This is a genomic window from Heyndrickxia vini (assembly GCF_016772275.1).
GTDB classification, from domain to species: domain Bacteria; phylum Bacillota; class Bacilli; order Bacillales; family Bacillaceae_C; genus Heyndrickxia; species Heyndrickxia vini.
In genome coordinates, this window is sequence record NZ_CP065425.1 from 2,453,975 (window position 1) to 2,477,570 (window position 23,596).

The 23,596-nt window shown below is 35.2% G+C and carries 21 protein-coding genes; all 21 read right to left on the reverse strand.

Features of this window, described 5'->3' with window-relative positions; all coding sequences use genetic code 11:
* Positions 1-42 precede the first annotated feature (42 nt).
* The 21 genes from I5776_RS12280 to yfmF all read right to left on the reverse strand — a co-directional run bounded on the left by I5776_RS12280 (position 43) and on the right by yfmF (position 23,518).
* The gene (locus tag I5776_RS12280; protein WP_202776697.1) at positions 43-816 is read right to left on the reverse strand and encodes a tyrosine-protein phosphatase; all 774 of its coding nucleotides are present in this window, start codon (positions 814-816) and stop codon (positions 43-45) included.
* 29 nt (positions 817-845) lie between these two features.
* A complete protein-coding gene (locus tag I5776_RS12285) occupies positions 846-2,210 on the reverse strand; it encodes a tyrosine-protein kinase domain-containing protein (RefSeq protein ID WP_202776698.1) in 1,365 nt (454 codons plus the stop codon).
* A gap of 34 nt (positions 2,211-2,244) precedes the next feature.
* Positions 2,245-2,886 carry a sugar transferase gene (locus I5776_RS12290; RefSeq protein ID WP_246483779.1) on the reverse strand — a complete coding sequence of 214 codons (642 nt, stop codon included), beginning with the start codon at positions 2,884-2,886 and terminating at the stop codon, positions 2,245-2,247.
* Between the two features lie 337 nt (positions 2,887-3,223).
* On the reverse strand, positions 3,224-5,113 hold the full coding sequence (gene mutL / locus I5776_RS12295; protein ID WP_202776699.1) for a DNA mismatch repair endonuclease MutL: 1,890 nt from the start codon (positions 5,111-5,113) through the stop codon (positions 3,224-3,226).
* 13 nt (positions 5,114-5,126) lie between these two features.
* Positions 5,127-7,697, reverse strand: a complete 2,571-nt coding sequence (gene mutS, locus I5776_RS12300) for a DNA mismatch repair protein MutS (protein ID WP_202776700.1) — start codon at positions 7,695-7,697, stop codon at positions 5,127-5,129.
* Between the two features lie 108 nt (positions 7,698-7,805).
* Positions 7,806-8,183, reverse strand: coding sequence for a VOC family protein (locus tag I5776_RS12305; RefSeq protein WP_202776701.1), 378 nt, complete (start codon positions 8,181-8,183; stop codon positions 7,806-7,808).
* A 164-nt stretch (positions 8,184-8,347) separates the two neighbouring features.
* Positions 8,348-8,890: an outer spore coat protein CotE gene (locus I5776_RS12310; protein WP_202776702.1), complete on the reverse strand. Its 543-nt coding sequence runs from the start codon at positions 8,888-8,890 to the stop codon at positions 8,348-8,350.
* A 291-nt stretch (positions 8,891-9,181) separates the two neighbouring features.
* Entirely contained in the window at positions 9,182-9,613 is a 432-nt protein-coding gene (locus I5776_RS12315) for a YlbF/YmcA family competence regulator (RefSeq protein WP_202776703.1), read from the reverse strand.
* A 3-nt stretch (positions 9,614-9,616) separates the two neighbouring features.
* Positions 9,617-11,161: a tRNA (N6-isopentenyl adenosine(37)-C2)-methylthiotransferase MiaB gene (gene miaB / locus I5776_RS12320; protein WP_202776704.1), complete on the reverse strand. Its 1,545-nt coding sequence runs from the start codon at positions 11,159-11,161 to the stop codon at positions 9,617-9,619.
* A 211-nt stretch (positions 11,162-11,372) separates the two neighbouring features.
* Positions 11,373-11,633, reverse strand: coding sequence for a stage V sporulation protein SpoVS (spoVS, locus tag I5776_RS12325; protein WP_058002725.1), 261 nt, complete (start codon positions 11,631-11,633; stop codon positions 11,373-11,375).
* Between the two features lie 148 nt (positions 11,634-11,781).
* Positions 11,782-12,582 carry a TIGR00282 family metallophosphoesterase gene (locus I5776_RS12330; RefSeq protein ID WP_202776705.1) on the reverse strand — a complete coding sequence of 267 codons (801 nt, stop codon included), beginning with the start codon at positions 12,580-12,582 and terminating at the stop codon, positions 11,782-11,784.
* A 236-nt stretch (positions 12,583-12,818) separates the two neighbouring features.
* Complete coding sequence (gene rny, locus I5776_RS12335; RefSeq protein WP_202776706.1) at positions 12,819-14,378, reverse strand: ribonuclease Y; 1,560 nt, start codon at positions 14,376-14,378, stop codon at positions 12,819-12,821.
* 283 nt (positions 14,379-14,661) lie between these two features.
* Positions 14,662-15,696: a recombinase RecA gene (recA, locus tag I5776_RS12340; protein ID WP_202776707.1), complete on the reverse strand. Its 1,035-nt coding sequence runs from the start codon at positions 15,694-15,696 to the stop codon at positions 14,662-14,664.
* Positions 15,697-15,945: 249 nt separating this feature from the next.
* Positions 15,946-17,184, reverse strand: a complete 1,239-nt coding sequence (locus I5776_RS12345) for a competence/damage-inducible protein A (protein WP_202776708.1) — start codon at positions 17,182-17,184, stop codon at positions 15,946-15,948.
* 31 nt (positions 17,185-17,215) lie between these two features.
* Complete coding sequence (gene pgsA / locus I5776_RS12350) at positions 17,216-17,797, reverse strand: CDP-diacylglycerol--glycerol-3-phosphate 3-phosphatidyltransferase (RefSeq protein WP_202776709.1); 582 nt, start codon at positions 17,795-17,797, stop codon at positions 17,216-17,218.
* A 103-nt stretch (positions 17,798-17,900) separates the two neighbouring features.
* The gene (locus tag I5776_RS12355; RefSeq protein WP_202776710.1) at positions 17,901-18,788 is read right to left on the reverse strand and encodes a helix-turn-helix domain-containing protein; all 888 of its coding nucleotides are present in this window, start codon (positions 18,786-18,788) and stop codon (positions 17,901-17,903) included.
* An 18-nt stretch (positions 18,789-18,806) separates the two neighbouring features.
* The gene (locus I5776_RS12360) at positions 18,807-19,598 is read right to left on the reverse strand and encodes a DUF3388 domain-containing protein (RefSeq protein WP_202776711.1); all 792 of its coding nucleotides are present in this window, start codon (positions 19,596-19,598) and stop codon (positions 18,807-18,809) included.
* A gap of 231 nt (positions 19,599-19,829) precedes the next feature.
* The gene (locus I5776_RS12365; protein ID WP_202776712.1) at positions 19,830-20,087 is read right to left on the reverse strand and encodes a DUF3243 domain-containing protein; all 258 of its coding nucleotides are present in this window, start codon (positions 20,085-20,087) and stop codon (positions 19,830-19,832) included.
* Between the two features lie 69 nt (positions 20,088-20,156).
* A complete protein-coding gene (gene ymfI, locus I5776_RS12370) occupies positions 20,157-20,879 on the reverse strand; it encodes an elongation factor P 5-aminopentanone reductase (protein WP_202776713.1) in 723 nt (240 codons plus the stop codon).
* Between the two features lie 72 nt (positions 20,880-20,951).
* Positions 20,952-22,241 (reverse strand): EF-P 5-aminopentanol modification-associated protein YfmH, encoded by a 1,290-nt coding sequence (gene yfmH / locus I5776_RS12375; protein ID WP_202776714.1) that lies wholly within the window; start codon positions 22,239-22,241, stop codon positions 20,952-20,954.
* Positions 22,238-23,518 carry an EF-P 5-aminopentanol modification-associated protein YfmF gene (gene yfmF / locus I5776_RS12380; RefSeq protein WP_202776715.1) on the reverse strand — a complete coding sequence of 427 codons (1,281 nt, stop codon included), beginning with the start codon at positions 23,516-23,518 and terminating at the stop codon, positions 22,238-22,240. Before yfmF ends, yfmH begins: the two co-directional genes overlap by 4 nt.
* Between the last annotated feature and the right edge of the window lie 78 nt (positions 23,519-23,596).

The window sequence follows — 23,596 nt, forward strand, 5'->3', positions numbered from 1 at the left end:
CAGGCAATACAATGACAGCCATTACTGAGGCGATTAAGGATCTTAAAAAAATAATTTTTTCCGCTTCTCAAATCTTACCGGAGTGATGATGTTAAACTCCGTTCCGTTTACCACATGAATGGAATTTTCAGTCATATATTTTCTATGTTCTTTTGAGAAATATTTCTCCATATAGTTGTAGGCTGATACAAGTTCAAACGACCGGCTTGTCGTATTATGGGCATCAGACGCGATAAAGTGAACGAGATTATGTTTAAGCAATTTAAATGAGAATTTCTGGGAGTCTTTTCCGAACAAACCGACAACACTTGCAGCGGTCACTTGTCCCAAAGCGCCTTGGTTTACAAGATCAAACAAACGATTAGGTCGTCTTTGAAATTCTTCATTTCTCTCAGGATGAGCAATAATCGGAATATACCCCATTAATTGCAATTTATAAAAAACTGATTCTGTAAAGTGAGGGATATACGTATAAGGAAGCTCAATTAGAATATATTTATTACTTTCACTTAAAGGGAGGATGTTTTGTTCAATGTCCTCTATATCCCTTGATATATCACCATGAAGATGAAACTCCATGCCAGGAAGAACTTTTAATGGAATCTCCTGTTGACTTAATAAACTATTTAATTTTGATGTTTGGCTAAGGATTTCTTTAGGATGATTCATATAGAATCCATTTCTATGATGGGGAGTGGCAATGACATGGGTAATCCCCATCTCTACTGCTTGTTTTGCCATTAAAAGGGCTTCATCTTGATCCCGAGCACCATCATCCATCCCAGCTAACAGATGGCTATGAATGTCTACGATCATTTCCCACTCTCCTTTTCACATTAAGTTAATTAATAATAATGAGCCGAATGTTGGACTTTTCCGCAGTTTATAATGACCCCTTGAATATTCGCCTGTACTTTTTGCAACTGATGGATACTTTTTAGGGCTTGATCCAATTTTGTTTTTTTTGCATGTACGACAAATAAGCATCCATCAACTTTTGTTGACAAGGCAACGGCATCCGTAACGATTAAAGGAGGACAATCCATAATGACTAAATCAAATTTTTCTTTCAATAGTTCAAGTAATTGATCCATTTTATTTGATGATAATACTTCCGCAGGATTGTGTGGATGCGGACCCGTGCTAATAAAAGACAGATTCGGTACTTCGGTAGAGTGGATAATTTGGTCCAATTCCATGTTTCCTTCCAGATAATTCGTGAGCCCGCTTCTTGCAGGTGTATTAAAAAGGAGGGAACCTACACCTTTTCTTAAATCAGTGTCTACATAAACAGTCTGCTTATTATCCATTGCCATGCAAATTGCTAAATTTCCGGCTGTTAATGACTTTCCTTCTTCTGGATTTGAACCGGTTATAAGAATAGATTTTATATTTTGCTGATTCATTGCATACTGTAGATTGGTTCTAAGTACCCGATAAGATTCGATAATTGGAGAAAATTTATCAACTTTTGGTAAAGTTTTTAAATAACGATGATTAATGATCAATGATCTGTTCTTTCCTTTAGTATTTCCGGCAATTTCGGGAATGAGTCCAAGTGTAGATAGTTGAAAAGCCTTTTCTATTTTTTCAACTGAATCGGTTTTTGCAAAAATTGTTTCTCTTAAAAGCAAATTAATTATGGATACTACGATACCAAGAAGAAAGGCGAGAACTGTATAGATAATGTGGTTGGGTTTAATCGGCGAAGTATTTGTATTATTATTGGCTGTTGTTAGTATCTGGATATTATCAATTTTCATTAAGTTTCTTATTTCTTGCTGAAAGATTCGAGCTGTCGAATTTGCAAGTTTTGCAGCTTTTGAATAACTATTATCTTGGGCGGTAATCGAAATAATTTGGGATTGTGGATTTGTTTCGATAGTAATCTGTTTTGCCAAATCCTCTATTTTTTTAGAACTATTTACTTCTTCTGATACTTTTTCTAATACTCTAGAACTCTTCAAAATATATTTATACGTTTCAATAAGCATGAGGTTTTTATCAATTTCGCCTGCTGAAAGATCCTGTGTTTCAGAACTTGATAATGAATGATTAACTAATAGTTCAGTTTTCGCCTGATAGACAGATGGTAGAAGATAGCTTAATAAAGCACCCAATAGGGTGAAAATAATAACGGTAAAAATAATGATACGTCTTCTACTTTTTAAAATATTTAAAATGTCTTTAAGTTCTGCAGAATGATTCATTCTTATTCAGCCCTTTAAAAGATTGTACTTCCATTTAATATGCCCCTTTTCCTGTGAGCACTAAAACAATCGTTTTACAAATAATTTTAAAATCGAGAAACAATGAAATATGATCAACATAATAGAGGTCGAAATTAATTTTCAATCCATGATTGATATCTGATCTTCCGTTAACTTGGGCAAATCCGGTAATACCTGGCTTCACCATTAATCTTTTTTTCTGAACACCATCATAAAATTTAGTGATATTTAGAATTTCAGGTCTTGGACCAACAAAACTCATTTCACCTTTAATCACATTGATTAATTGTGGCAGTTCATCCAGACTGTATTTTCTTAAGATAGCTCCTAACTTGGTAACCGTTAAATTATCAGGGGTCCTAAATACAAAATTTTGGGGTACTTGACCATCCCATACATATTCATGAACATTATTTATAACACTCCTTTCCATTGTTCGAAATTTAATTATCGTAAATTCTTTATTGAATTGACCCGTGCGCTGTTGCAAAAATAAAACCGGACCTCTCTCAAAAGTAAAAATAAGGATTCCAATTAGAACAATGATTGGGAATAAAAGAATAAGCAAAATGAAAGCTACTATTATATCCAGCAATCTTTTTAACACACGATAAGAGTTATTTTGGGTAATTTGACGTTTTTCATGGACGATCACTATGTACCCTCCTCGTATAATATGTTTTGAGCTCACATTTAGAAGACTTTCTTCTATAAATCTAATAAAAAATGATTATTGAATGCACCTCCTAAATAGATGGAAACTTTTTAGATAATTTCACATAGGTTTTCCAATTTTTTTCTTGAGTAAAGATTGCAAGAAACGTCACTCTTTATAAGATTTATATTTATTTTTCATTACAAATATACCGTTATTTTAAATAGTAAAATGGATTCAGTTTAGCTATTTATTAGTTTGGAGTAATGAATGTGGTCAAATTAAGAAAAAAATAAGGCGAAACCCTTTTATATCTAAGGTTTCGCCTTATTCAAAATTACATCACTCGCTTAAACATCTTTTCCATATCATAAACCGAGTAATGGATTATAATGGGTCTCCCATGGGGGCAAGTAAAAGGATCAGACGCTTGTCTTAACGAATCGAGTAATGCCTGAATTTCGTCATTTCGCAAATGATGGTTCGCCTTTATCGACCCTTTACAACTCATCATAATGGCAGCTTCTTCTCGTAGCTTTTTAATATCAATTTTTTTCATAGAGAGGAGTTGTTCTATCATATCCTCAATTATTTCTTGTTCATCCCCTTTAGGAAACCAAACGGGGTGGGATCGAGCAATAAAACTGTTATGACCGAACATTTCAAGAAAGACTCCGACTTTTTCGAGTTCATTGAGATTTTCTTGAATCTTTATCGATTCATCGGTCGAATACTCTAATGTCATTGGGACTAGTAAATCTTGCAATTCATTCGTAACCCGACCGACTTTTTCACGAAAGTATTCATATTTAATTCTTTCCTGTGCTGCATGCTGATCAATGATATATAATCCTTTATCGTTTTGCGCAAAAATATAGGTACCATGCATTTGCCCAATTGGGTAAAGCGGGGGAATCCGTTCGCTCCCTTGAGAAGTTTCTTTGAGTTCACTTTCATCATATACATTCCACTCATTTGTTTCCTCAATCACTTCTGGGAAAACGTGTTCATCATTTGTAATCTGTTTATTCGCATCTCGCGCTGAGAATTCCGATTCGTATAATTTTTTCATTTCTTCTTGAGGAAGAAGCTTTTCTTTTGACGGAACAGCAACGAAGTTATTCGTTGTGTATGGTTCTACATCATCCTTTTGTTTTGTAGGCAAATGATCCAAGTTCATGAACGTTTGTTCAGCTTTTGGAGTTTGTTTTACCACAGGTGATATTCCATTTGGAATTAGCTCCCGATTTTTAAATGCCTTTTTAATTGCATCGGAAATTTGATGATTTAATTCTTGTTCTTTACTAAGTCTGACTTCCAACTTAGCAGGATGAACATTCACATCCACTAAGATAGGATCCATTTCAATTGCTAATAGGACAATCGGAAAGCGGCCGATAGGCAATAATGTATGGTATCCTTCTTGAATGGCTTTAACAAGTGCATAATTTTTTATAAAACGTCCATTGATCATCGTCGAAACATAGTTCCTAGATGCTCTTGTAATTTCCGGCATAGAAATATAGCCATTAATTTTAAAATCTAATGAATGAACGGAAATTGGGATCATATTTTTAGCAATATTAACCCCGTAAATGGCAGCAAGTACTTGTCTCACATCACCATTTCCATTTGTTTGTAACAGTGTTCGATCATTATGACGTAAGCGGATAGATACTTCAGGATGAGCAAGTGCTAAACGATTCACAACATCTGTAATATTCCCTAGTTCAGTATGAATCGTTTTCATATACTTTAATCGAGCAGGTGTATTATAAAAAAGATCAGAAATCGTAATGTCTGTGCCGCGTCGACTAGGTGCTTTTTCATGGGCTGTAATTTTCCCACCATTAATCACAACTTTCGTCCCCGGGTTTTCTTCGGTTGCGGTTATCATTTCCAAATGGGAAACTGAGGCGATACTTGGCAATGCCTCACCCCTAAATCCTAATGTTTTTATCCGAAATAAATCATTTTCATCTTTTATTTTACTTGTGGCGTGTCGTTGAAAAGCAATTAATACATCATCCTCTTCAATCCCTGAGCCATTATCAATAATCCGAATTTTATTAAGGCCCGCTTCCTCTACATCAATTTCAACAACGGAACTACCTGCGTCAATCGCATTTTCCACAAGTTCCTTGACGACTGATGCCGGTCTTTCTACCACTTCGCCTGCCGCTATTTTATTTGATAAAACGTCGTCTAATTGAATAATTTTTCCCACTCGATCTCACCCCCTAACCTTTTAACTTTTTTTGCAATTCATATAAAGTATTCATTGCTTGTAACGGATTTAATTCTAAAAGATTAATATCTTTCAACTCTTCTACAATTTTCTTTTCCTTTGACGTTATCTCTTTTTTTTCTTTAGTGTCTGACTCTTCAAAAAAGGAAAGCTGCAGTGAATGGTCTTCAATCTTTGATACTGATTGCTCATTTTTGTTGTTTTGATTCTCTAATTGTCTAAGAATCTCGTTTGCCCGAACAATCAATTCTTTTGGCAATTCAGCCAATTCCGCGACATGAATACCATAACTTTTATCTGCAGGACCCTCTTTTATTTTATGCAGAAATACAACCGTTCCATTTTGTTCGATTGCACTAACATGAACATTTTTTAGCTGTGGAAGTGTTTCAGCCAATACTGTTAATTCATGATAATGGGTCGAAAATAAAGTCTTTGCCCCTATTCGCGTATGAATATATTCAATGATTGCCTGTGCAAGTGCCATTCCATCATATGTAGATGTTCCACGGCCAATTTCATCAAATAAGATAAGACTGTTTTTTGTTGCGTTAGCAATCGCATTTTTCGCTTCTAGCATTTCTACCATAAATGTACTTTGTCCAGAAATTAAATCATCGGCTGCACCAATACGTGTAAAGACTTGATCAAATATTGGCAAAATCGCCTCGCTAGCCGGAACAAAACAACCGATTTGAGCTAAAATTGATGTCAAAGCAATTTGTCGCATATACGTACTTTTCCCCGACATATTCGGCCCGGTAATTAACAGTAATTCTCTTTCGGCATCCATGTAACAATCATTTGGTACATATTCTTGTGCATTCATTACTTTTTCAACAACAGGATGGCGACCTTCTTTAATCATTACTTTTCTTTCTAAATTAAATATAGGTTTTACATAATGTCTTGACTCACTGATCGTAGCAAAGCATTGTAATACATCGATTTCACTTACTGTTTTAGCCAGGTTCTGTAGTCTTGGTATATACTCTTTTACAACTTCACGAATTTGAAGAAATAAATCGTATTCAAGTTCAACACTTTTTTCTTCCGCTTGTAAAATCAATGATTCTTTTTCTTTTAATTCGGGTGTTATAAATCGTTCGGCATTTGCTAATGTCTGTTTTCGGTCATATCGTCCCTCTTCAAGTAAATGTAAATTGGACTTTGTCACTTCAATAAAATAGCCAAATACACGATTATATCCGATTTTTAAAGACTTTATTCCTGTTCTACTTCTTTCTTCTTGTTCAAGTTGGGCTAACCAGTTTTTCCCGTTACGGCTAGCATCCCGATACTTATCAAGGTCCTCATTGTAGCCATCTTGAATAATTCCTCCCTCTTTAATAGAAAGTGGGGGGTTATCAATAATTGCTCTTTCAAGGACATCTATTAACTCTTCACACGGATCTAATTGTTCAACGAAATCTAATTCGAGTTGCCCTATTAATTGCTGTATGTTTGGTATTTGCTGAAGTGAATTTTTTAATTGAATTAAATCACGCGCATTTACATTTCCAAATGCTACACGACCAGCTAATCTTTCTAAATCATAGACTTCCTTTAATTGTTCTCTAATATCTTGTCTTTCAAAAAAGTGCTCAATAAACGTTTGGACAACGAATTGTCTTTGTTCAATATCGCTTTGATTAATTAATGGACGGTCAAGCCAATGTTTTAAAAGACGTCCTCCCATTGCCGTCATCGTTTCATCTAATAACCAGAGTAAAGACCCCTTTTTTCCTTTCGAACGAATGGTCTCGGTGATTTCTAGATTACGTTTCGAATAATAATCTATTTTCATAAATTGATTAATTTCGACAATTGAAACAGGCTGCAAGTGATCCAAGTTTCTTTTTTGTGTTCGATACAAATAATTAAGTAGGCGGACAATAGAAATTCTCATTGAATGTTCATTAATAGGAGCTAATAGTTTTAGATAGTCTGGTTTCTCTAATATATCGTCTTCGACTGAAATTGTCGCATTCAAACGTTCTTGTAACTGTTTTTGCAACTGATCATCAATTTGTGATGGTACAACCACCTCTTTTGCGCCAATAATTGATAGTTCATTCAATACAAGATCAAAGTGATTCTCAATTATCGTTACACTATTTTCTCCTGTCGAAAGATCTGTATAAGCGATCCCATACCCATCTTCGAAAATTGAAATGGCTGCAATATAATTATTTTCCTTTTCCCTTAAACCTTTACCATCCATTTTCGTTCCCGGAGTTATAAGCTGGACTACTTCCCTTTTTACAACACCTTTTGACTGTTTAGGATCTTCTACCTGTTCACAAATAGCTACCTTATGACCTTTTTCAATCAATACGTCGATATAGTTTGCAGCGGCATGGTAAGGAACCCCACACATTGGTATCCGTTCGCTACCACCTCCATCTCGACTCGTTAACGTAATTTCAAGCTCTTGAGAAGCTTTTAACGCATCTTCAAAAAACATTTCATAAAAATCACCTAGGCGAAAAAATAAAAAGGCATCTTTATAATCTGCCTTTACTTGTAAATATTGTTGAATCATCGGAGTATATTGACCCATTTTCTACATAATCCTTTCCGTACATGTTACTATTTGATTCTCCTATTATATCATAATCTATTTATTTTCTTTATTGAAAACAACATTTGGAAACAAATAGTCCTACTATTATTCTTGGATAAATTCCAAAAATTCAAGTCTATTACCAAATGGATCACTTACATGTATGCGTTTTCTGCCTTCAATTACGGGCTCTTCCTTCATAGCAATTTGATTGCTAACCAAAATACTTTTTAGTTCTTCAATATTTTTCACAATTAATCCCGGATGTGCTTTTTTCGCTTCTCTAAAATCCGCTTCAACTCCAATGTGTAGTTCTTGATTCCCGCACTGAAACCAACAACCCCCACGTCCTTTTAAAATTTCCGGCTTTTTAATTTCAGGTAAACCAAGAATCGCGCCATAAAAAAACCTCGCTTTTTCTTCACAACCTTTAGGAGCAGCTAACTGTACATGATCAATACCATGAAATAAAAATTTCGTCATGATGATTCCCCTTTATCATTTTATTTACTTTTATCATAATTCAATTGGAGAGATTTTACACTTACAAGAATCTTATGAAGAGTCATAAGAAATAAATGATTTTACACTATCAAAAAGAAAAACTAGGAGAGGTTCTCCTAGCCTAATTTCGATTATTTATGTGATTACTCCTCTTCTGTTCCTACTAAAAAGTCTGGATTTAGTTCTTCGAATTCTTCGTCTAATTCATCTTCCCATTCTTCATCATCGCAGTCACAACCATCAGGATTTATAGCTACACAAACCTTTGTTTCTCCGATGACTTCAACGAGAAATTCTCTTTCAACATTGACAATCACCTTATTTCCATTCGGTGAAATTACAGCTTCGATACAATTAGGTTGCTGTAGTACTCTTGCAACAACTTCCTTATCGTCAAGGCAATCAGGATCACGATAATTCAATTTAACAATGTCACAGTATTCCACTTTTTCAGTGACAACCGATGTTTTCGTATTGTCACTATGAGAATACCAGACATTTATATCGTATGAGCCATTTATTTCGACATTTTTGCCTACTTTCTTAGCTTCATACTTATGGTTTATAATCCAGCAACCTAATATGCTCGATGGATGATGCGGTGGGCAGATCGTATGATTGGACTGTGTAAATTTACGTCCTTTCGCTACGACCGCTTTAGTTATTATTTCTCTATATTCTGCCATTCGAGCGAAACCTCCTCATTTATTTTCATTTCATCCTATGCATGGCAATCGTCTATTGTGCGAATAATTTCTGGATGCCCTATGACCGACTAATTGCTGTTCATTTATTGCTAACAACTAGTTTAAAAGAGCTCTGCTAAATAAATTATTGAAAAAGTTTATGGGTTATTTCATTATATGTAAACAGGATGTTTGTGTTCTAGGCACAAGGTTTTTACCCTACAATAAATTATTTAAATTTGAACTTTTAATGCAAAAAAAATAAGCCATCAACTTGATGGCTTATCGATATTAATCACATCTACCTGCTACACTGTTTTTTACTTTAGAGCCGGTTTCACCTGCTAACAGGTCACCACCAGTAGAAGTAATAATTTCATCCGTTACTGTACTGGAAATAGTTGCAGCAACAATTTGTAATAAATCATTTACATCAGCTTGTGATTGTTTAAATTCCTGTACAATAGGAATTTCATCCAACTCTTCTTCAATTTTCTCGATTTTTTCTTCTACCATTTTTAATGCTTCTGTTTTCCCATAATGTTGAAAGTTTACAGCTTGTTTCTGTAAACTTTTAATACTTGCAATCATTTCACGCACTTTTTGATTCTCATTGATTTGTGCCTCGGCACGTTTGAAAAAATCAACTTCTTCCGTTTCCGAGATCATTTTTGCTACTTCTGTCGCGCGTTCAACAATTTCATCCTTAGTATAACGTTTCATCAATTACTTCACCTCTACCGCTTCTATTTGTTCAATCATCTCACCATTCAATGACCATGTTTTTGCATCAGTAATTTTTACTTTAACTAGTTTACCTATCGCAGATTTCGGCCCGATGAAGTTAACAAGTTTATTTTTGCGTGTATAGCCGGCTAATACATCTGGGTTATTTTTACTTTCACCTTCAACTAGCACTTCCACAACTTGTCCTTTATATTTTTCTAACGCTTCTCTTGACAATTGATTCACTAAATCATTTAATCGTTGAAGTCTTTCTTTTTTCACTTCCATCGGCACATTGTCCTTCATTCTTGCAGCCGGTGTACCTTCACGAGGTGAATAAATAAATGTATATGCCATTTCAAAGCCTACTTCACGATAAAGTGAAAGTGTTTCTTCGAACTGTTCTTCTGTTTCATTTGGAAAACCAACGATAATATCAGTAGACAGTGCTACATCAGGTATTGCTTCTTTAATTTTTCCGACAAGTTCTAAGTAGCGCTCACGTGTATATTTACGAGCCATAATTTTTAATACATCACTAGAACCTGATTGAACTGGTAAATGAATATGTTCAACTAAATTTCCCTTTTTCGCTAATACTTCTACTAAACGATCGTCAAAATCACGCGGATGACTGGTCGTAAAACGAATACGCGGTATATCAATTTTTCGTAATTCGTCCATTAAGTCGCCAAGACCATAAGTCATGCCTTCTAAATCTTTACCGTAGGCATTTACGTTTTGGCCCAATAAAGTAACTTCTTGATATCCTTGAGCAGCTAAATGGCGAACTTCTTGAATGATATCCTCAGGACGTCTACTGCGTTCTTTTCCCCGTGTATATGGAACGATACAATATGTACAGAATTTATCACAACCGTACATAATATTGACCCATGCTTTAATATTTCCTTTACGTACTTTTGGAAGATTTTCGATGACGTCGCCTTCCTTAGACCATACTTCGACAACCATTGCTTTTGACATATATGCTTCTTTCAGTATTTGCGGCAAGCGATGAATATTATGTGTCCCAAAAATCATATCGACATGGTGATGCTTTTCAAGAATTTTATTAACTACAGATTCTTCTTGAGACATACAGCCACAAACACCAACTAGTAAATCTGGCCGTTCTAGCTTCAATGGCTTTAAATGCCCAATTTCACCAAATACTTTGTTTTCTGCATTTTCACGAATTGCACAAGTATTAAGAAGGATAACGTTTGCGTCATCTACAGAATCAGTTGGTTCATAACCTAATTGCATAAAAATTCCGGCCATTACTTCAGTATCATGTTCATTCATTTGACAGCCGTATGTACGGATATAAAATTTTCGTCCGTTACCCATACCTTTAAATTCTTCGGAAATATCAAAGTCTTTATGATATTTGACTTCTTCTTTCCCACGTCTTTTTGCCTCTTTTAAATTTGGTGGGATATAAACGGATTGAAAATACTTGCTATAATCCTTTTCGGATTTTTTGTCCGCAGAATTAGCAGTGTTTACTTGTTGTCCCTCGAGGCGTTGCTTCTCGTTCATGAAATACCCCTTTCTAATTGGTTGATTCTATTGCATAATGAAAAAATATTTTTTCCCATTTCATTATAATTGCATTTATACACATTATTCTAGTATAAAGGCTTTTACAAATGAACACAATACTACATGCTTTTTGTCGAAAAAAGGTCAAATATTAGAAAAATAAAAGGAGCTTAGTGAATACTAGGCTCCTTGAATGATTTTGGTTGTGTTATCTTGGTTCAACGATTAACTTTATCGCCGTTCTTTCTTCCCCTTCAATTAAAATATCTGTAAAAGCTGGAATACATATTAAATCAACACCACTTGGTGCAACAAAACCTCTTGCAATGGCCACAGCTTTTACGGCTTGATTCAATGCGCCTGCACCGATTGCTTGAATTTCTGCCCCACCTCTTTCACGAAGAACACCGGCAAGTGCACCAGCTACAGAATTAGGATTAGACTTTGCTGAAACTTTTAATATTTCCATTTCTTCTCCTCCTTGTATTTTCCCAATACCGAATGTCCAATTTGTGTGTGAACAATCCTGGTATAATCATTCCATTGCTACTATATTCACACAAAATCATTTCTATTCCGGCTTGTTCGAAAAAAGAGGATGTTTTTATGAAAAAAATTTACTCTGCTATAAATAAATGATCGTCATTTATAAGAATAGTTTCTATTTTATTCGCTTTTCCAGTCTTCCTATCCAAGTCAATAAGACAGGCACTAAGCTGCTTTCTACCCTCTTTAGGCACTTCAAATCGAACTGGCAGACTTGTTATAAATTTCTTTATAACTGCTCCACGTTCCATACCTAATATCCCGTCATATGGACCAGTCATCCCTACGTCAGTTAAATAGGCAGTTCCATTCGGTAATATCCGATTATCAGCTGTTTGTACATGTGTATGTGTACCAACTACCGCAGTAACTTTACCATCTAAAAACCAGCCCATCGCCTGCTTTTCGCTTGTTGCCTCTGCATGAAAATCAACAAATATAATATTGGTTTTCGTTTTTGCTTTTTTAATCAGCTCTTCCGCTGTCTTAAAGGGACAGTCGATTGCCGGCAGAAATGTACGCCCTTGCAAACTTATAACTGCTGCTTCAATTCCATTAACCTTGACAAAAGATACCCCTGTTCCGGGAGTTCCTTCAGGAAAATTCCCTGGTCTAACCAAGTATTTGGCTTGGTCAATGAATTCAAATATGTCTTTATTGTCCCATGAATGGTTACCTAAAGTAACTATGTTTGCCCCATCGTTTAAAAATTGCCGATAAATTTTATCCGTAATTCCCCGGCCTCCAGCGGCGTTTTCACCATTGACAATCGTTAATTCAGGACGATATTTTGATTTTAATTTAGGTAAGTATTCTGAAATCATTTCCCGTCCCGGGGAGCCAACTACATCCCCAACAAATAATATTTTCATGTATGTGTTTCCTCTCTACTCTTGGATAAATCTTAATTTAAGGTCGCTGTTAAACTATTGATTTTAAGCTACAGGTACTCGCTTTCTGCGGGCGCTTCGCATCTACCGATCCAATCAAAAGTGTAAAAATCTTTACACAGCCAATAAAAAAATTATGTACTCATACTATTATTGCACGAACTTTTCATTTATATCAAAGCGCAAAAATAAAATAAAGCGGTGTAGAGTACACCACTTTATTTTGCATATTCAACAGCCCTTGTTTCACGAATAACTGTTACCTTTATATGTCCAGGATAATCTAATTCCCCTTCTATTCGCTTCCGTATATCACGAGCTAAGCGATGTGCCTCAAGGTCATTAATTTGTTCTGGTTTAACCATGATTCGTACTTCTCGTCCTGCTTGTATCGCAAATGATTTGTCGACACCATCATATGATTCAGATATTTCTTCTAGCTTTTCAAGTCGTCGAATATAGTTTTCTAAAGTTTCACTACGAGCCCCCGGTCTTGCTGCCGACAATGCATCTGCAGCGGCAACTAATACAGAGATAATGGAAGTTGGCTCAGTATCACCATGGTGAGAAGCTATACTATTAATAACTACTGGGTGTTCTTTGTACTTAGTCGCTAGCTCAACCCCAATTTCCACATGACTTCCTTCAACTTCATGATCAACAGCTTTTCCAATATCATGAAGAAGTCCTGCTCGGCGGGCAAGTCTTTCATCTTCCCCTAATTCAGCCGCTAAAAGGCCTGATAAATGGGCGACTTCAATAGAATGTTTTAATACATTTTGTCCGTAACTTGTACGGAATTTCATTCGACCTAATATTTTGATTAGATCTGGATGGAGACCATGTACATCGACTTCAAAAGTAGTCTGCTCACCAATTTCTCGGATATGTTCGTCTACTTCGCGTCTTGCCTTATCCACCATTTCTTCGATTCGTGCTGGATGGATGCGGCCATCTTGAACTAATTTCTCTAATGCGATACGCGCTGTTTCTCTACGAATAGGGTCAAAACCTGAAAGAATAACTGCTTCAGGTGTATCATCTATTATAAGATCAATACCAGTCAACGTTTCAAGCGTTCGAATATTCCGTCCTTCACGACCGATAATTCGTCCTTTCATTTCATCGTTCGGCAGATTCACTACAGAGACTGTTGTTTCTGCAACATGTTCCGCAGCACATCGTTGAATGGCAAGTGAAAGGATGTTTTTTGCCTTTTTATCCGCTTCTTCTTTCGCGCGATTTTCGCTTTCTTTAATCATCATTCCTAAGTCGTGCGAAAGCTCATTTTCTACCTTTTTGATAATAATCGCTTTTGCTTCGTCACGGGTTAGGCTAGAGATGCGTTCAAGTTCAGTCTTTTGTTTCTGCATCATCTCATCCACTTTGCTTTCCATCGCTTCTATATGTTGTTGTCTTTGATTAAGAGAGTCCTCTTTCTTTTCAAGCGTCGCTTCACGCTTATCTAAAGATTCATCTTTGCGGTCGAGGTTCTCCTCCTTCTGCAATAATCGATTTTCTTGTTTTTGCAATTCATTTCTTCGTTCACGAAGTTCACTTTCAATATCAGTACGAAGTTTATGATTTTCATCCTTCGCTTCTAACAGGGCTTCTTTCTTTAAAGCTTCTGCCTCACGCTTCGCATCTTCAATGATTTGTTCGGCGGCATTTTTTGCTCCTGCTATTTTTGCTTCAGCAATGGACTTGCGTAAAAGATAACCAACAACTACACCGACGAGGCCAAGCAAAATGGAGATGATTACACTAATAGGTTCCATCATTTCACCTCCTCTTGCTATGATCTTTTATCATGTTTCAAACATGTCGGCTGTTACATTGTTACATAGGTTTCAATATACAGCGCTAGGGCTTCAAAATCAATTTTAAAAAAATAAAATTATACATACTAATTTTATAGTTGTGTCATTTTATTGTCAAGGGCTTATCCTTGTTTATTAACATTATATGTCAAAAAGTATGAAATTTTAACGAAAAATGCGATTATTTCAAAAGTGTAAAAAAATTGCAAAGTCACGTTTTATGACTTTGCATAGATACATCTTATAAATCTAGTTCTTCTTGCTCTTCTTCGATTGGAGCTACCTTTTCATCATCTAAACCGTAATGATCACGAATTTTATACATAACTTCATCACGAACCGCAGGATTTTCTTTTAAGAAAAGCTTTGCATTTTCACGCCCTTGACCTAATCGCTCATCGTTATATGAATACCATGATCCACTCTTCTGAACAATATCAAGTTCGGACGCCATATCAATGATTTCACCTTCTCTAGAAATCCCTTCACCGTACATAATGTCTACTTCAGCCACACGGAACGGCGGTGCAACCTTATTTTTCACAACTTTTACTTTTGTTTTATTACCTACAATATCGTTACCTTGCTTTAATTGTTCGGCACGGCGTACTTCAAGACGTACGGAAGAATAAAACTTCAATGCACGTCCTCCAGGTGTTGTTTCGGGATTACCAAACATAACGCCTACTTTTTCCCTAATTTGGTTAATGAAAATCGCAATTGTTTTTGATTTATTGATTGCACCTGAAAGTTTACGCAATGCTTGCGACATCAAACGCGCTTGTAAACCAACATGAGAATCTCCCATTTCACCTTCAATTTCAGCTTTTGGTACAAGTGCAGCAACGGAATCAATTACGATAATATCAATTGCACCACTTCGTACAAGTGCTTCAGCAATTTCAAGGGCCTGCTCACCAGTATCAGGTTGAGATAAAAGCAATTCATCAATATTTACACCCAATTTTTGGGCATACACAGGATCAAGTGCATGTTCTGCGTCGATAAATGCTGCTTGGCCACCCTTTGCCTGTACTTCAGCAATAGCATGTAAGGCTACTGTTGTTTTACCTGAACTTTCAGGTCCGTAAATCTCAATCACTCGACCCCTTGGGTACCCACCTACACCTAATGCAACATCAAGTGCAAGTGATCCACTAGGAACTGTTGAAATTCTTCTATCTGTTTGTTCTCCTAGTTTCATAACGGAACCTTTACCGAATTGTTTTTCTATTTGTTTCAAAGCCATTTCTAGGGCTGCTTGACGATCACTCACTATATATTTCCTCCCTTTTAATTGCGCTATTTTAACGGATTTGTTTTTGCAAATCTACTTTCTTTAACTATAACTGTTTTTTACTAGTTTGCCAAGTAAAAAGTCGAACATTTATTCGTCTATTTTCATCAAAAAAAATGGGTGATTTTCAAATTTTCACCTTAGGAAAAAAATAATAATCCAGTACAGATGGGTACTGATAATAAAATAATAGTTAAAAAAAAAACAAAAGAATGGCATGGCCATTCTTTATGTTGTAAGTTCATTAATTAAATAATGACACCCATATTTCATTGTTCGTATACGATTACTATTTCTTGAACTTGCTAATTCTAAAAGAAAAGTTTTGGTTGCTTTATTTTTTTGTGCAATTCCAATCCATACAGTTCCTGCAGGTTTTCCCTCTAATGGATCCGGTCCCGCGACTCCAGTAAAACTTATCCCGATTGTTGAATCTAGTTCTGACATAATATTTTCGGCTAATTCCGCAGCACATTCTTTACTTACAGCCCCATAATGTGAAAGTGTTTCTTTTTTGACGTTCACTAGTTTCATTTTTGCTTCATTTGTATAACAAACGACACCGCCTTTTAATATAGAGCTAACTCCGGAAAAGTTACCCATATTTGATTGAAATAAGCCAGCAGTCAAGCTTTCTGCACACGCGATGGTTTGGTTATTTTTATTTAATAACGTAATTAATTCTTGCATTAATGATGTATCATCATATCCATAGAAATAATCACCTACTCGAAGAAGAATTTCTTCTTCCGCTTGTTGTATTAACTTCCACGCCTCACTACTTGATTGATGCTTGGCAGTAATTCTCAAGGTCACTTCGCCTTCAGATGCTAACGGAGCAATTGTGGGGTTTGTTTGACGATCCAAAATATCTACAATTTCCGTCTCCAACTGTGCTTCACCAATTCCAAAAAAACGAAGAACTCTGGATTCTATTTTTTGATGTTCATCTAAGGTCTCTAAAATTGCATTTCTGCCATAGTTAATAAACATAGGTTCCATTTCATGTGGCGGTCCAGGTAAGAGCATATAGAAATGCAATCCATTTTTTAAAAACATCCCCGGTGCCATCCCATTCTCATTTGGTAAAACTATCGCACCTTCCAACACAAGCGCTTGTTTTTTATTATTCTCTGTCATCACACGTTTCGTTCTTTGAAAATATTGTTCAATTGAAACCATTGCGTCGTGATCAGTTACGAGTTTCTTTCCGATATGGGCTGCAATCGTTTCTTTCGTTAAATCGTCCTTAGTAGGTCCAAGTCCACCTGTAAATATAATTAAATCCGCACGATTTTCAGCTATTTCTATACTTTGCTCTAATCGAACAGGGTTATCGCCAACAACTGTTTGGTAATATACATTTACTCCAATTTCAGCTAAACGCTCTGAGATATATTTTGCATTTGTATTAACTATTTGTCCGAGTAAGAGCTCTGATCCTACTGCGATAATTTCAGCCTTCAATTAAACATCGCCCTTTCTAATATTAATATTCTTATTTAGAATTAACAAAAACATGACGATTTTTATATAAATAATCCCATCCGGACCAAATAGTGAAAACTAATGAAATCCATAGTGCAATATTCGCTAATGGAAACCCATCTTCACCAAAAGGAAAATTATGCAAAAGCATTAAAGCAATAGCAATTGTTTGAGTCCACATTTTTATTTTCCCTGGCATTGCTGCTGCTACAACTTCTCCTTCACTGGCAGCTAAAATAGCTCTTAATCCTGTTACAGCGAATTCACGACTGATAATTATAATAATAATCCATGATGGTGCAGTACCTAGTTCAACTAAAATAATAAAAGCTGCAGAAACAAGTAATTTGTCAGCTAATGGATCTAAAAACTTTCCTAAATTCGTTACTAAATTATGTTTTCTAGCATAATGACCATCAATAAAGTCAGTCACAGATGCTACGATAAAAATTAGAGCAGCTACAAAATGGGTAACTGGCATTTCAGCATTGATTAGATCTATCGTTCCCCAATTGAATGGTGCCACCATAACAATGACAAAAATGGGTATCAAACAAACTCGTAATACAGTGATTCTATTTGGTAAGTTCACAAATCTTTCCTCCATAATCTATACTTGTCTATAAAAAGCTTCTTAAATATATTATCTCTTACTAAAATTAATATTTGCAAGAAAAATAGCCATCAATTGATGACTATTCAGTTTTTGATGGTTCAAATTGAATTGTTATTTTTTGTGTATAGTTATCATTTGGATAATCAAATTTTTCACCATTTATATATATATCTGTTTCAGGAGTTTTTCCGATATTAAGTATTATTTGTTTTTCTTTAGATAGATCAATTGTTTGGCTTTGTCCATCTTTCAATATCCCATTAAAATAGGAATGTCCTGAATCGTTTGTTACACCAACCCAAGCTTCACCATTGGATGATAACTTAACTTCAAATTTATCAGTGTTTAATAGTTGGTATGTGGAATATTTCCCACTAGTATTAACAACTTTTAATTTTTGTTTTGGTTCTTCAACCGTTTTATTTGTTTCATCTTGCGTTTTTTCTATGCTATTATCTTTGTTATTATTTTGCTTGTCATTCTTTTCTGCAGGTTTATTGCTTTGTTTAACCTCTGAAGACTCGATCGGTGTTTCTTTTGTTCCTCCGAGTTTTTCCTTATTGTTTGATCCCGAATATTTTGTTACTAAAAACCAGATAAGAAATATTGCAGCAATTATAAACACAGCTACTAATATTTTTGGAAATAGATCAAGAATTTTCGAAGAACTTGGAGAAACAGTTTTTCTCGATTGAACACGAGAAATTTGTTCTGGTAATTCTTCATGATAAACTTCAGGTACTTCATTTTTATATTCATCGAATACTTGGTCTGTTTCAAGGCCTACAGCTTCCGCGTACTGTTTAATAAATGCCCGAACATAAAATTTCCCAGGCATCATATCATAGTTTCCTTCTTCAATGCCTTTTAAATATCGTTTTTGAATCTTTGTCATTTCTTGTAAATCATCTAAACTTAGGCCTTTAGCCTGCCTAGCTTCTTTCAGTCGACTCCCTAATTCTGTCACACATTAACACCTGCCAATCTAATAATCAAATCCTCCAAAACCCGAATCGCTAAAAAAATTATTATTTTCAATTACTTCATATGTAATTTCTTGATTAGGGCTATCACGCAATTCTATGATATAGTCAAAGTCTTCCAACGAATATTCAGTATTTTGGACGAATACGTCAGGATGTTCAATTACCTTTACCGCAGATAGCCGCATAATTTCCCTTACTAGCTGCCAATGCCGCTCATCTGCACGTTGAGTGGAAACAATCCCGTCAAGTATGAAAATATTTTCGGAACTATACTCGTCTTTAATTAATTGATTTCGAATGGTTTGTTTTAATAATGTAGAAGATACAAATAACCATTTTTTATTTGCGCAAACACTTGCAGCAACGACAGATTCTGTTTTTCCCACACGTGGCATCCCACGGATTCCTATCAGTTTATGACCTTCCTGTTTAAACAATTCAGCCATGAAATCAACGAGCAATCCTAATTCATCACGAATAAAACGGAAGGTTTTCTTGTCATCTGCATCTCTTTGTATGTATCTCCCATGTCTAACCGCTAATTTATCACGTAATTTTGGTTCACGAATTTTTGTTATTTTAATTGTTTCCATTGTTGCTAATATTGATTCTAATCTTTCGATTTGTTCTTCATTCTTCACTAATAACAAAAGACCCCGTCGGCCATCATCTACGCCATTAATGCTAATTATATTTATAGAAAGCATACCTAATAAGGATGAAATATCACCTAATAACCCTGGTCGGTTTATTTGAATTTCATATTCTAAATACCATTCTTTGCGATCCACATAAACCCCCACCAATCTTTTTTCAAATCATCTAGCTTATATGATAAATGATTTTACTATAAGATGAAAGGAAAAAGTAGCCTATTCAGTAAGAAATGAAAAAATGAACGAAATTTTTTCGTTAATAAACTATGCAGCTGCTAATCGTTCTAGTGCCAGCATTTTGGTGTTCTGTTTTGGAACAATATATAAAAAAAGAGGGGTTTTTCCCCTCAAGTAATTTTGATTCTATTAGTGTGTTCCATTGTTTTGAACAAGCTTTACCATTACGTTAGCAATAGCTTGCTGTTCTTCTTGGGAAGCGACAGACCATAGGTCGGAAAGAACTCTTTGTTGCTCATTTTTAGGATCAACTTGTTGAGAAAGATAGTCTCCTACCTGTTCTGCCATTTGGTTAATCGTATCTTGAGACATTCCTTGTTGTTTTGCTTGATTTAATCGGTCTCCGAGAAAATCTTTCCATTGGTTCCAGTTGTCTAATACTGACATTTGTTCAAACCTCCTTTAGTAAGTTCCAAATTATTTTCTCTCAAGGAGGCTGTTTTTATTCATAATTTTTTATGTGTACCATCCACCGTTAACGGATAAAACTTGTCCTGTTATATACGATGATTTTTCTGAAAGTAAGAAGGAAATAGTGTTAGACACTTCGTTTGGACTGGCAAATCGTCCAATCGGAATATCTTCTTCAATCTCCAGCTTTTCTTCCTGTGAGAACATAGCAAGCATATTCGTGTCAACGGCACCGGGTGCTACTGCATTGATACGTACTCCGTTCCGTGCTACTTCCTTACTGAAAGCTTTTACAAAAGCGAGCTGTGCCCCTTTAACAGTAGAATATGCTACTTCACACGAAGCACCCGTTTGCCCCCATATGGAACTAACCAATACAATTTGGGAGGTAGAATTTCTCATTAATTTCGGTAAAAGTTCTTTAATGATTTTCATAGGTGCATACATATGGATTTTCCACATTTTATTGAGAATTTCATCAGGCGTATCAATAAATAATCCATAATGTGAAATCCCACTTACATAACATATGGCATTGATGTGAAAAATGTTATTTATGAGTTTTTCAATTCCTTCATCTGTTGAAAGATCTGCTTGAATAGGAATTAATTCCACGTCATATGGAGTGAGTTCGTTTAGCAATTGCTTTACTGCGACTGTGTTCTGATTGTAGTGTAAATATAAGTTCCATCCTTTTTTAGCCAATTCAATGGCCGTTGCTTTCCCTATTCCCCCACTAGCACCAGTTATTAATACATATTTTTTCATCTAAACTCTCCTAATTAACATAACATCGAAAAAGAAAAACCCGGAATTTCCGAGTTTTACTCTATTATCGGTTTATTTATTTGGGACAACTTGACATACCGTAAAGCGGTCTTCTTTGAAGAACTGTTCTGCCGCGCTTTGTAAGTCGACAAAAGTAATTTTCTCCAATGTTGGTACAACATCAAAAAGATTCATTTCATTAAATGAATACCTCGTAAATTGATTTGCGATAAAATCGGGAGAATTTAGTTGTCTTAAAAATCCGCCAATTTTCTTTTTCTTCGTCCTCTCAAGTGCCTTCTCACTAATATGTTGACCGTTTTTAGCGTCTAACATTATTTTTTGTAGCTTTTCGGCCAAAACATCTGGTTTTTCTGTATCTCCTCCTACCATCGAAAACCCAAATCCTTCTTCTTGTGTGTAGTCATAGGAGAATGTTTCGTCGATTAATCCGTCATTATACAAATCAAAATAATTTTCTGAGCTTTTCCCGAAAAGAATATCAAGTAAAATATTAATTGTTAATTCATTTTTTAACATTTTTTCTCCAGTTTGATTAACATCACATGCTTTTACACCAACTAGACATTTTGGCGTTTGCACATTCATTTTTAATATACGTTTCTTTTCAGCTACTTGTGGCGGTTCATTTTCAAAACGACGCTTAATTTCAGACATTTCTTTATAATTCTTTTTCTTTTGGTTATCACGAATCAGTGTCATGATTTGATCTGGATTAATTGGTCCAACAACAAAGATAAGCATATTGCTTGGATGGTAAAAGGTATGATAGCACTCATACAATAGTTTATCTGTAATAGGTGATATAGACTCAATAGTTCCAGCGATATCTATTTTTACCGGGTGATGCTGATACATATTTTCAATGACGCCAAAGTATAAACGCCAATCCGGATTATCATCATACATCGTAATTTCTTGGCCAATAATCCCTTTTTCTTTTTCTACTGTTTTCTCAGTAAAATAAGGGCTTTGTACCATATCGATTAGTGTTTCTAAATTTTTGTCAACATTGGATGTGCTAGAAAATAAATATGCTGTTCGATTGAAAGTAGTGAACGCATTGGCTGAAGCCCCTTGCTTACTAAATTGTTGGAATACATCGCCATCTTCCTTTTCAAATAATTTGTGTTCTAAGAAATGGGCAATGCCATCAGGTACTCTTTTGAATTCATTCGAATCTAATGGGACAAAATCATTGTCGATGGAACCATATTTTGTCGTGAATGTAGCAAATGTTTTACTGAAACCTTCTTTAGGTAAAAGATAAACATTTAGACCATTTTCCATTTTTTCATAATAAAGCGTTTCTTTTAATTGTTCAAATTCAATTTTTTTCATGATTCATTTCCCTCCATTCCTGTTAAGAAATAGATTGTATCCAATTCAATCTTTTCAGCTACTTTCGTAATATCTTCTTTCGAAGCATTGTTCACTCCTGCTATCCAGTCATCCACTGTTAAGTTTTGATGCCCAATTACATTATGATAAAGTATCTCTACCAAACCTCTTGATGTGTCCGTAGTTTCCAGAAGCTGATTATTAATAACCGCTTTCGTTTGAACTAATTCTTGGTCCGAGAAATCCCCATTTTTCATTGCTTCCATTTGTTCGCGAATAATTGTAACAGCTTGATCATAGTTCTTAGCTTCGATACCGCTCATTACCATTAATAAGCCCTTATGACTCTCAAGACGGCTTGCAGCATAATAAGCTAAACTTGCTTTTTCACGGACATTTATAAATAGTTTTGAATGTGAAAAGCCACCGAAGATTCCGTTAAAAACCTGTAAGGCAAAGTAATCATCATCACCAAATTGGACATTTGTACGGTAACCAATATTTAATTTTCCTTGCTTAACATCTTGTTTTTCTTTTATTTCTTTTACCTCATCAATTTGAACGCTATTCCGGTTTTCTAATTTAACTGGTGAGCGGTCCTTAAATTGTAGATTTTCACAAAATGTTTCCACTTCTTTTTCATCCACATCACCAATAATATATAAGTGCAATTCATCCTCATTGATTGCTTTTTGGTAATAGTCATATAAACTTTTGGGAGTGATTTCATCAACTTTTTCACTCAGACCATTTGCATCAAGGGCATAAGCTTCACCTTTACACATTTCTTCCACTAATCGGACACTGGAGTATCGCATTTTATCATCATATATTGATTGGATTCTTTGTTTTAATGTTCTTTTTTCCTTTTCTACTGTTTCGGAATGGAAAGATTCGTTTTCTATGTTTGGATTTAATAATACTTCCGACAAGAAATTCATTCCTTTTTGAAGCAATGGTGTAGGATCTTTGAGGAACTTTTCATTGGCAATATCTATTGAAAAAGACATGATATGATATTCACCTTTTTTTGCTAAATCAACAAAAAATCCGGCACCGTATAAATCATCTAAGTAGCTTCGTAATGCGGTAGTTGTCGGATATTGCTTTGTGCTACTTTGCAACACATTTGGTAATAATGCCCGAAGTGTTACCGTTTCTTCAGTTAGTGGAGCCTTCATTTTCCAAACAAGTGTATTAGTTTTATATTTATTTGTTTTCACGATATGTAACGTATAACCATTTTTCTTAATCGTTTGATCGTTTGCAACAGCCATAGCCAATCCTCCTTTTACTTTCTTATACTATTTTGTTATGAAGTTATTCTTACTATACATGTTATAGATAATGTCCTA

Bases quoted from the DNA above. Each gene is read 5' to 3' on its own strand.
- spoVS (WP_058002725.1), bottom strand. From the start codon at position 11,633: ATGGAAATATTAAAAGTTTCAGCAAAGTCTAATCCTAATTCTGTAGCT.
- miaB (WP_202776704.1), bottom strand. From the start codon at position 11,161: ATGAACGAGAAGCAACGCCTCGAGGGACAACAAGTAAACACTGCTAAT.
- rny (WP_202776706.1), bottom strand. From the start codon at position 14,378: ATGGAACCTATTAGTGTAATCATCTCCATTTTGCTTGGCCTCGTCGGT.
- I5776_RS12285 (WP_202776698.1), bottom strand. From the start codon at position 2,210: ATGAATCATTCTGCAGAACTTAAAGACATTTTAAATATTTTAAAAAGT.
- I5776_RS12315 (WP_202776703.1), bottom strand. From the start codon at position 9,613: ATGAAACGTTATACTAAGGATGAAATTGTTGAACGCGCGACAGAAGTA.
- ymfI (WP_202776713.1), bottom strand. From the start codon at position 20,879: ATGAAAAAATATGTATTAATAACTGGTGCTAGTGGGGGAATAGGGAAA.
- I5776_RS12305 (WP_202776701.1), bottom strand. From the start codon at position 8,183: ATGACGAAATTTTTATTTCATGGTATTGATCATGTACAGTTAGCTGCT.
- yfmF (WP_202776715.1), bottom strand. From the start codon at position 23,518: ATGGCTGTTGCAAACGATCAAACGATTAAGAAAAATGGTTATACGTTA.
- I5776_RS12280 (WP_202776697.1), bottom strand. From the start codon at position 816: ATGATCGTAGACATTCATAGCCATCTGTTAGCTGGGATGGATGATGGT.
- I5776_RS12310 (WP_202776702.1), bottom strand. From the start codon at position 8,890: ATGGCAGAATATAGAGAAATAATAACTAAAGCGGTCGTAGCGAAAGGA.
- I5776_RS12365 (WP_202776712.1), bottom strand. From the start codon at position 20,087: ATGTCAGTATTAGACAACTGGAACCAATGGAAAGATTTTCTCGGAGAC.
- yfmH (WP_202776714.1), bottom strand. From the start codon at position 22,241: ATGAAAAAAATTGAATTTGAACAATTAAAAGAAACGCTTTATTATGAA.
- mutS (WP_202776700.1), bottom strand. From the start codon at position 7,697: ATGGGTCAATATACTCCGATGATTCAACAATATTTACAAGTAAAGGCA.
- I5776_RS12330 (WP_202776705.1), bottom strand. From the start codon at position 12,582: ATGAAAATATTATTTGTTGGGGATGTAGTTGGCTCCCCGGGACGGGAA.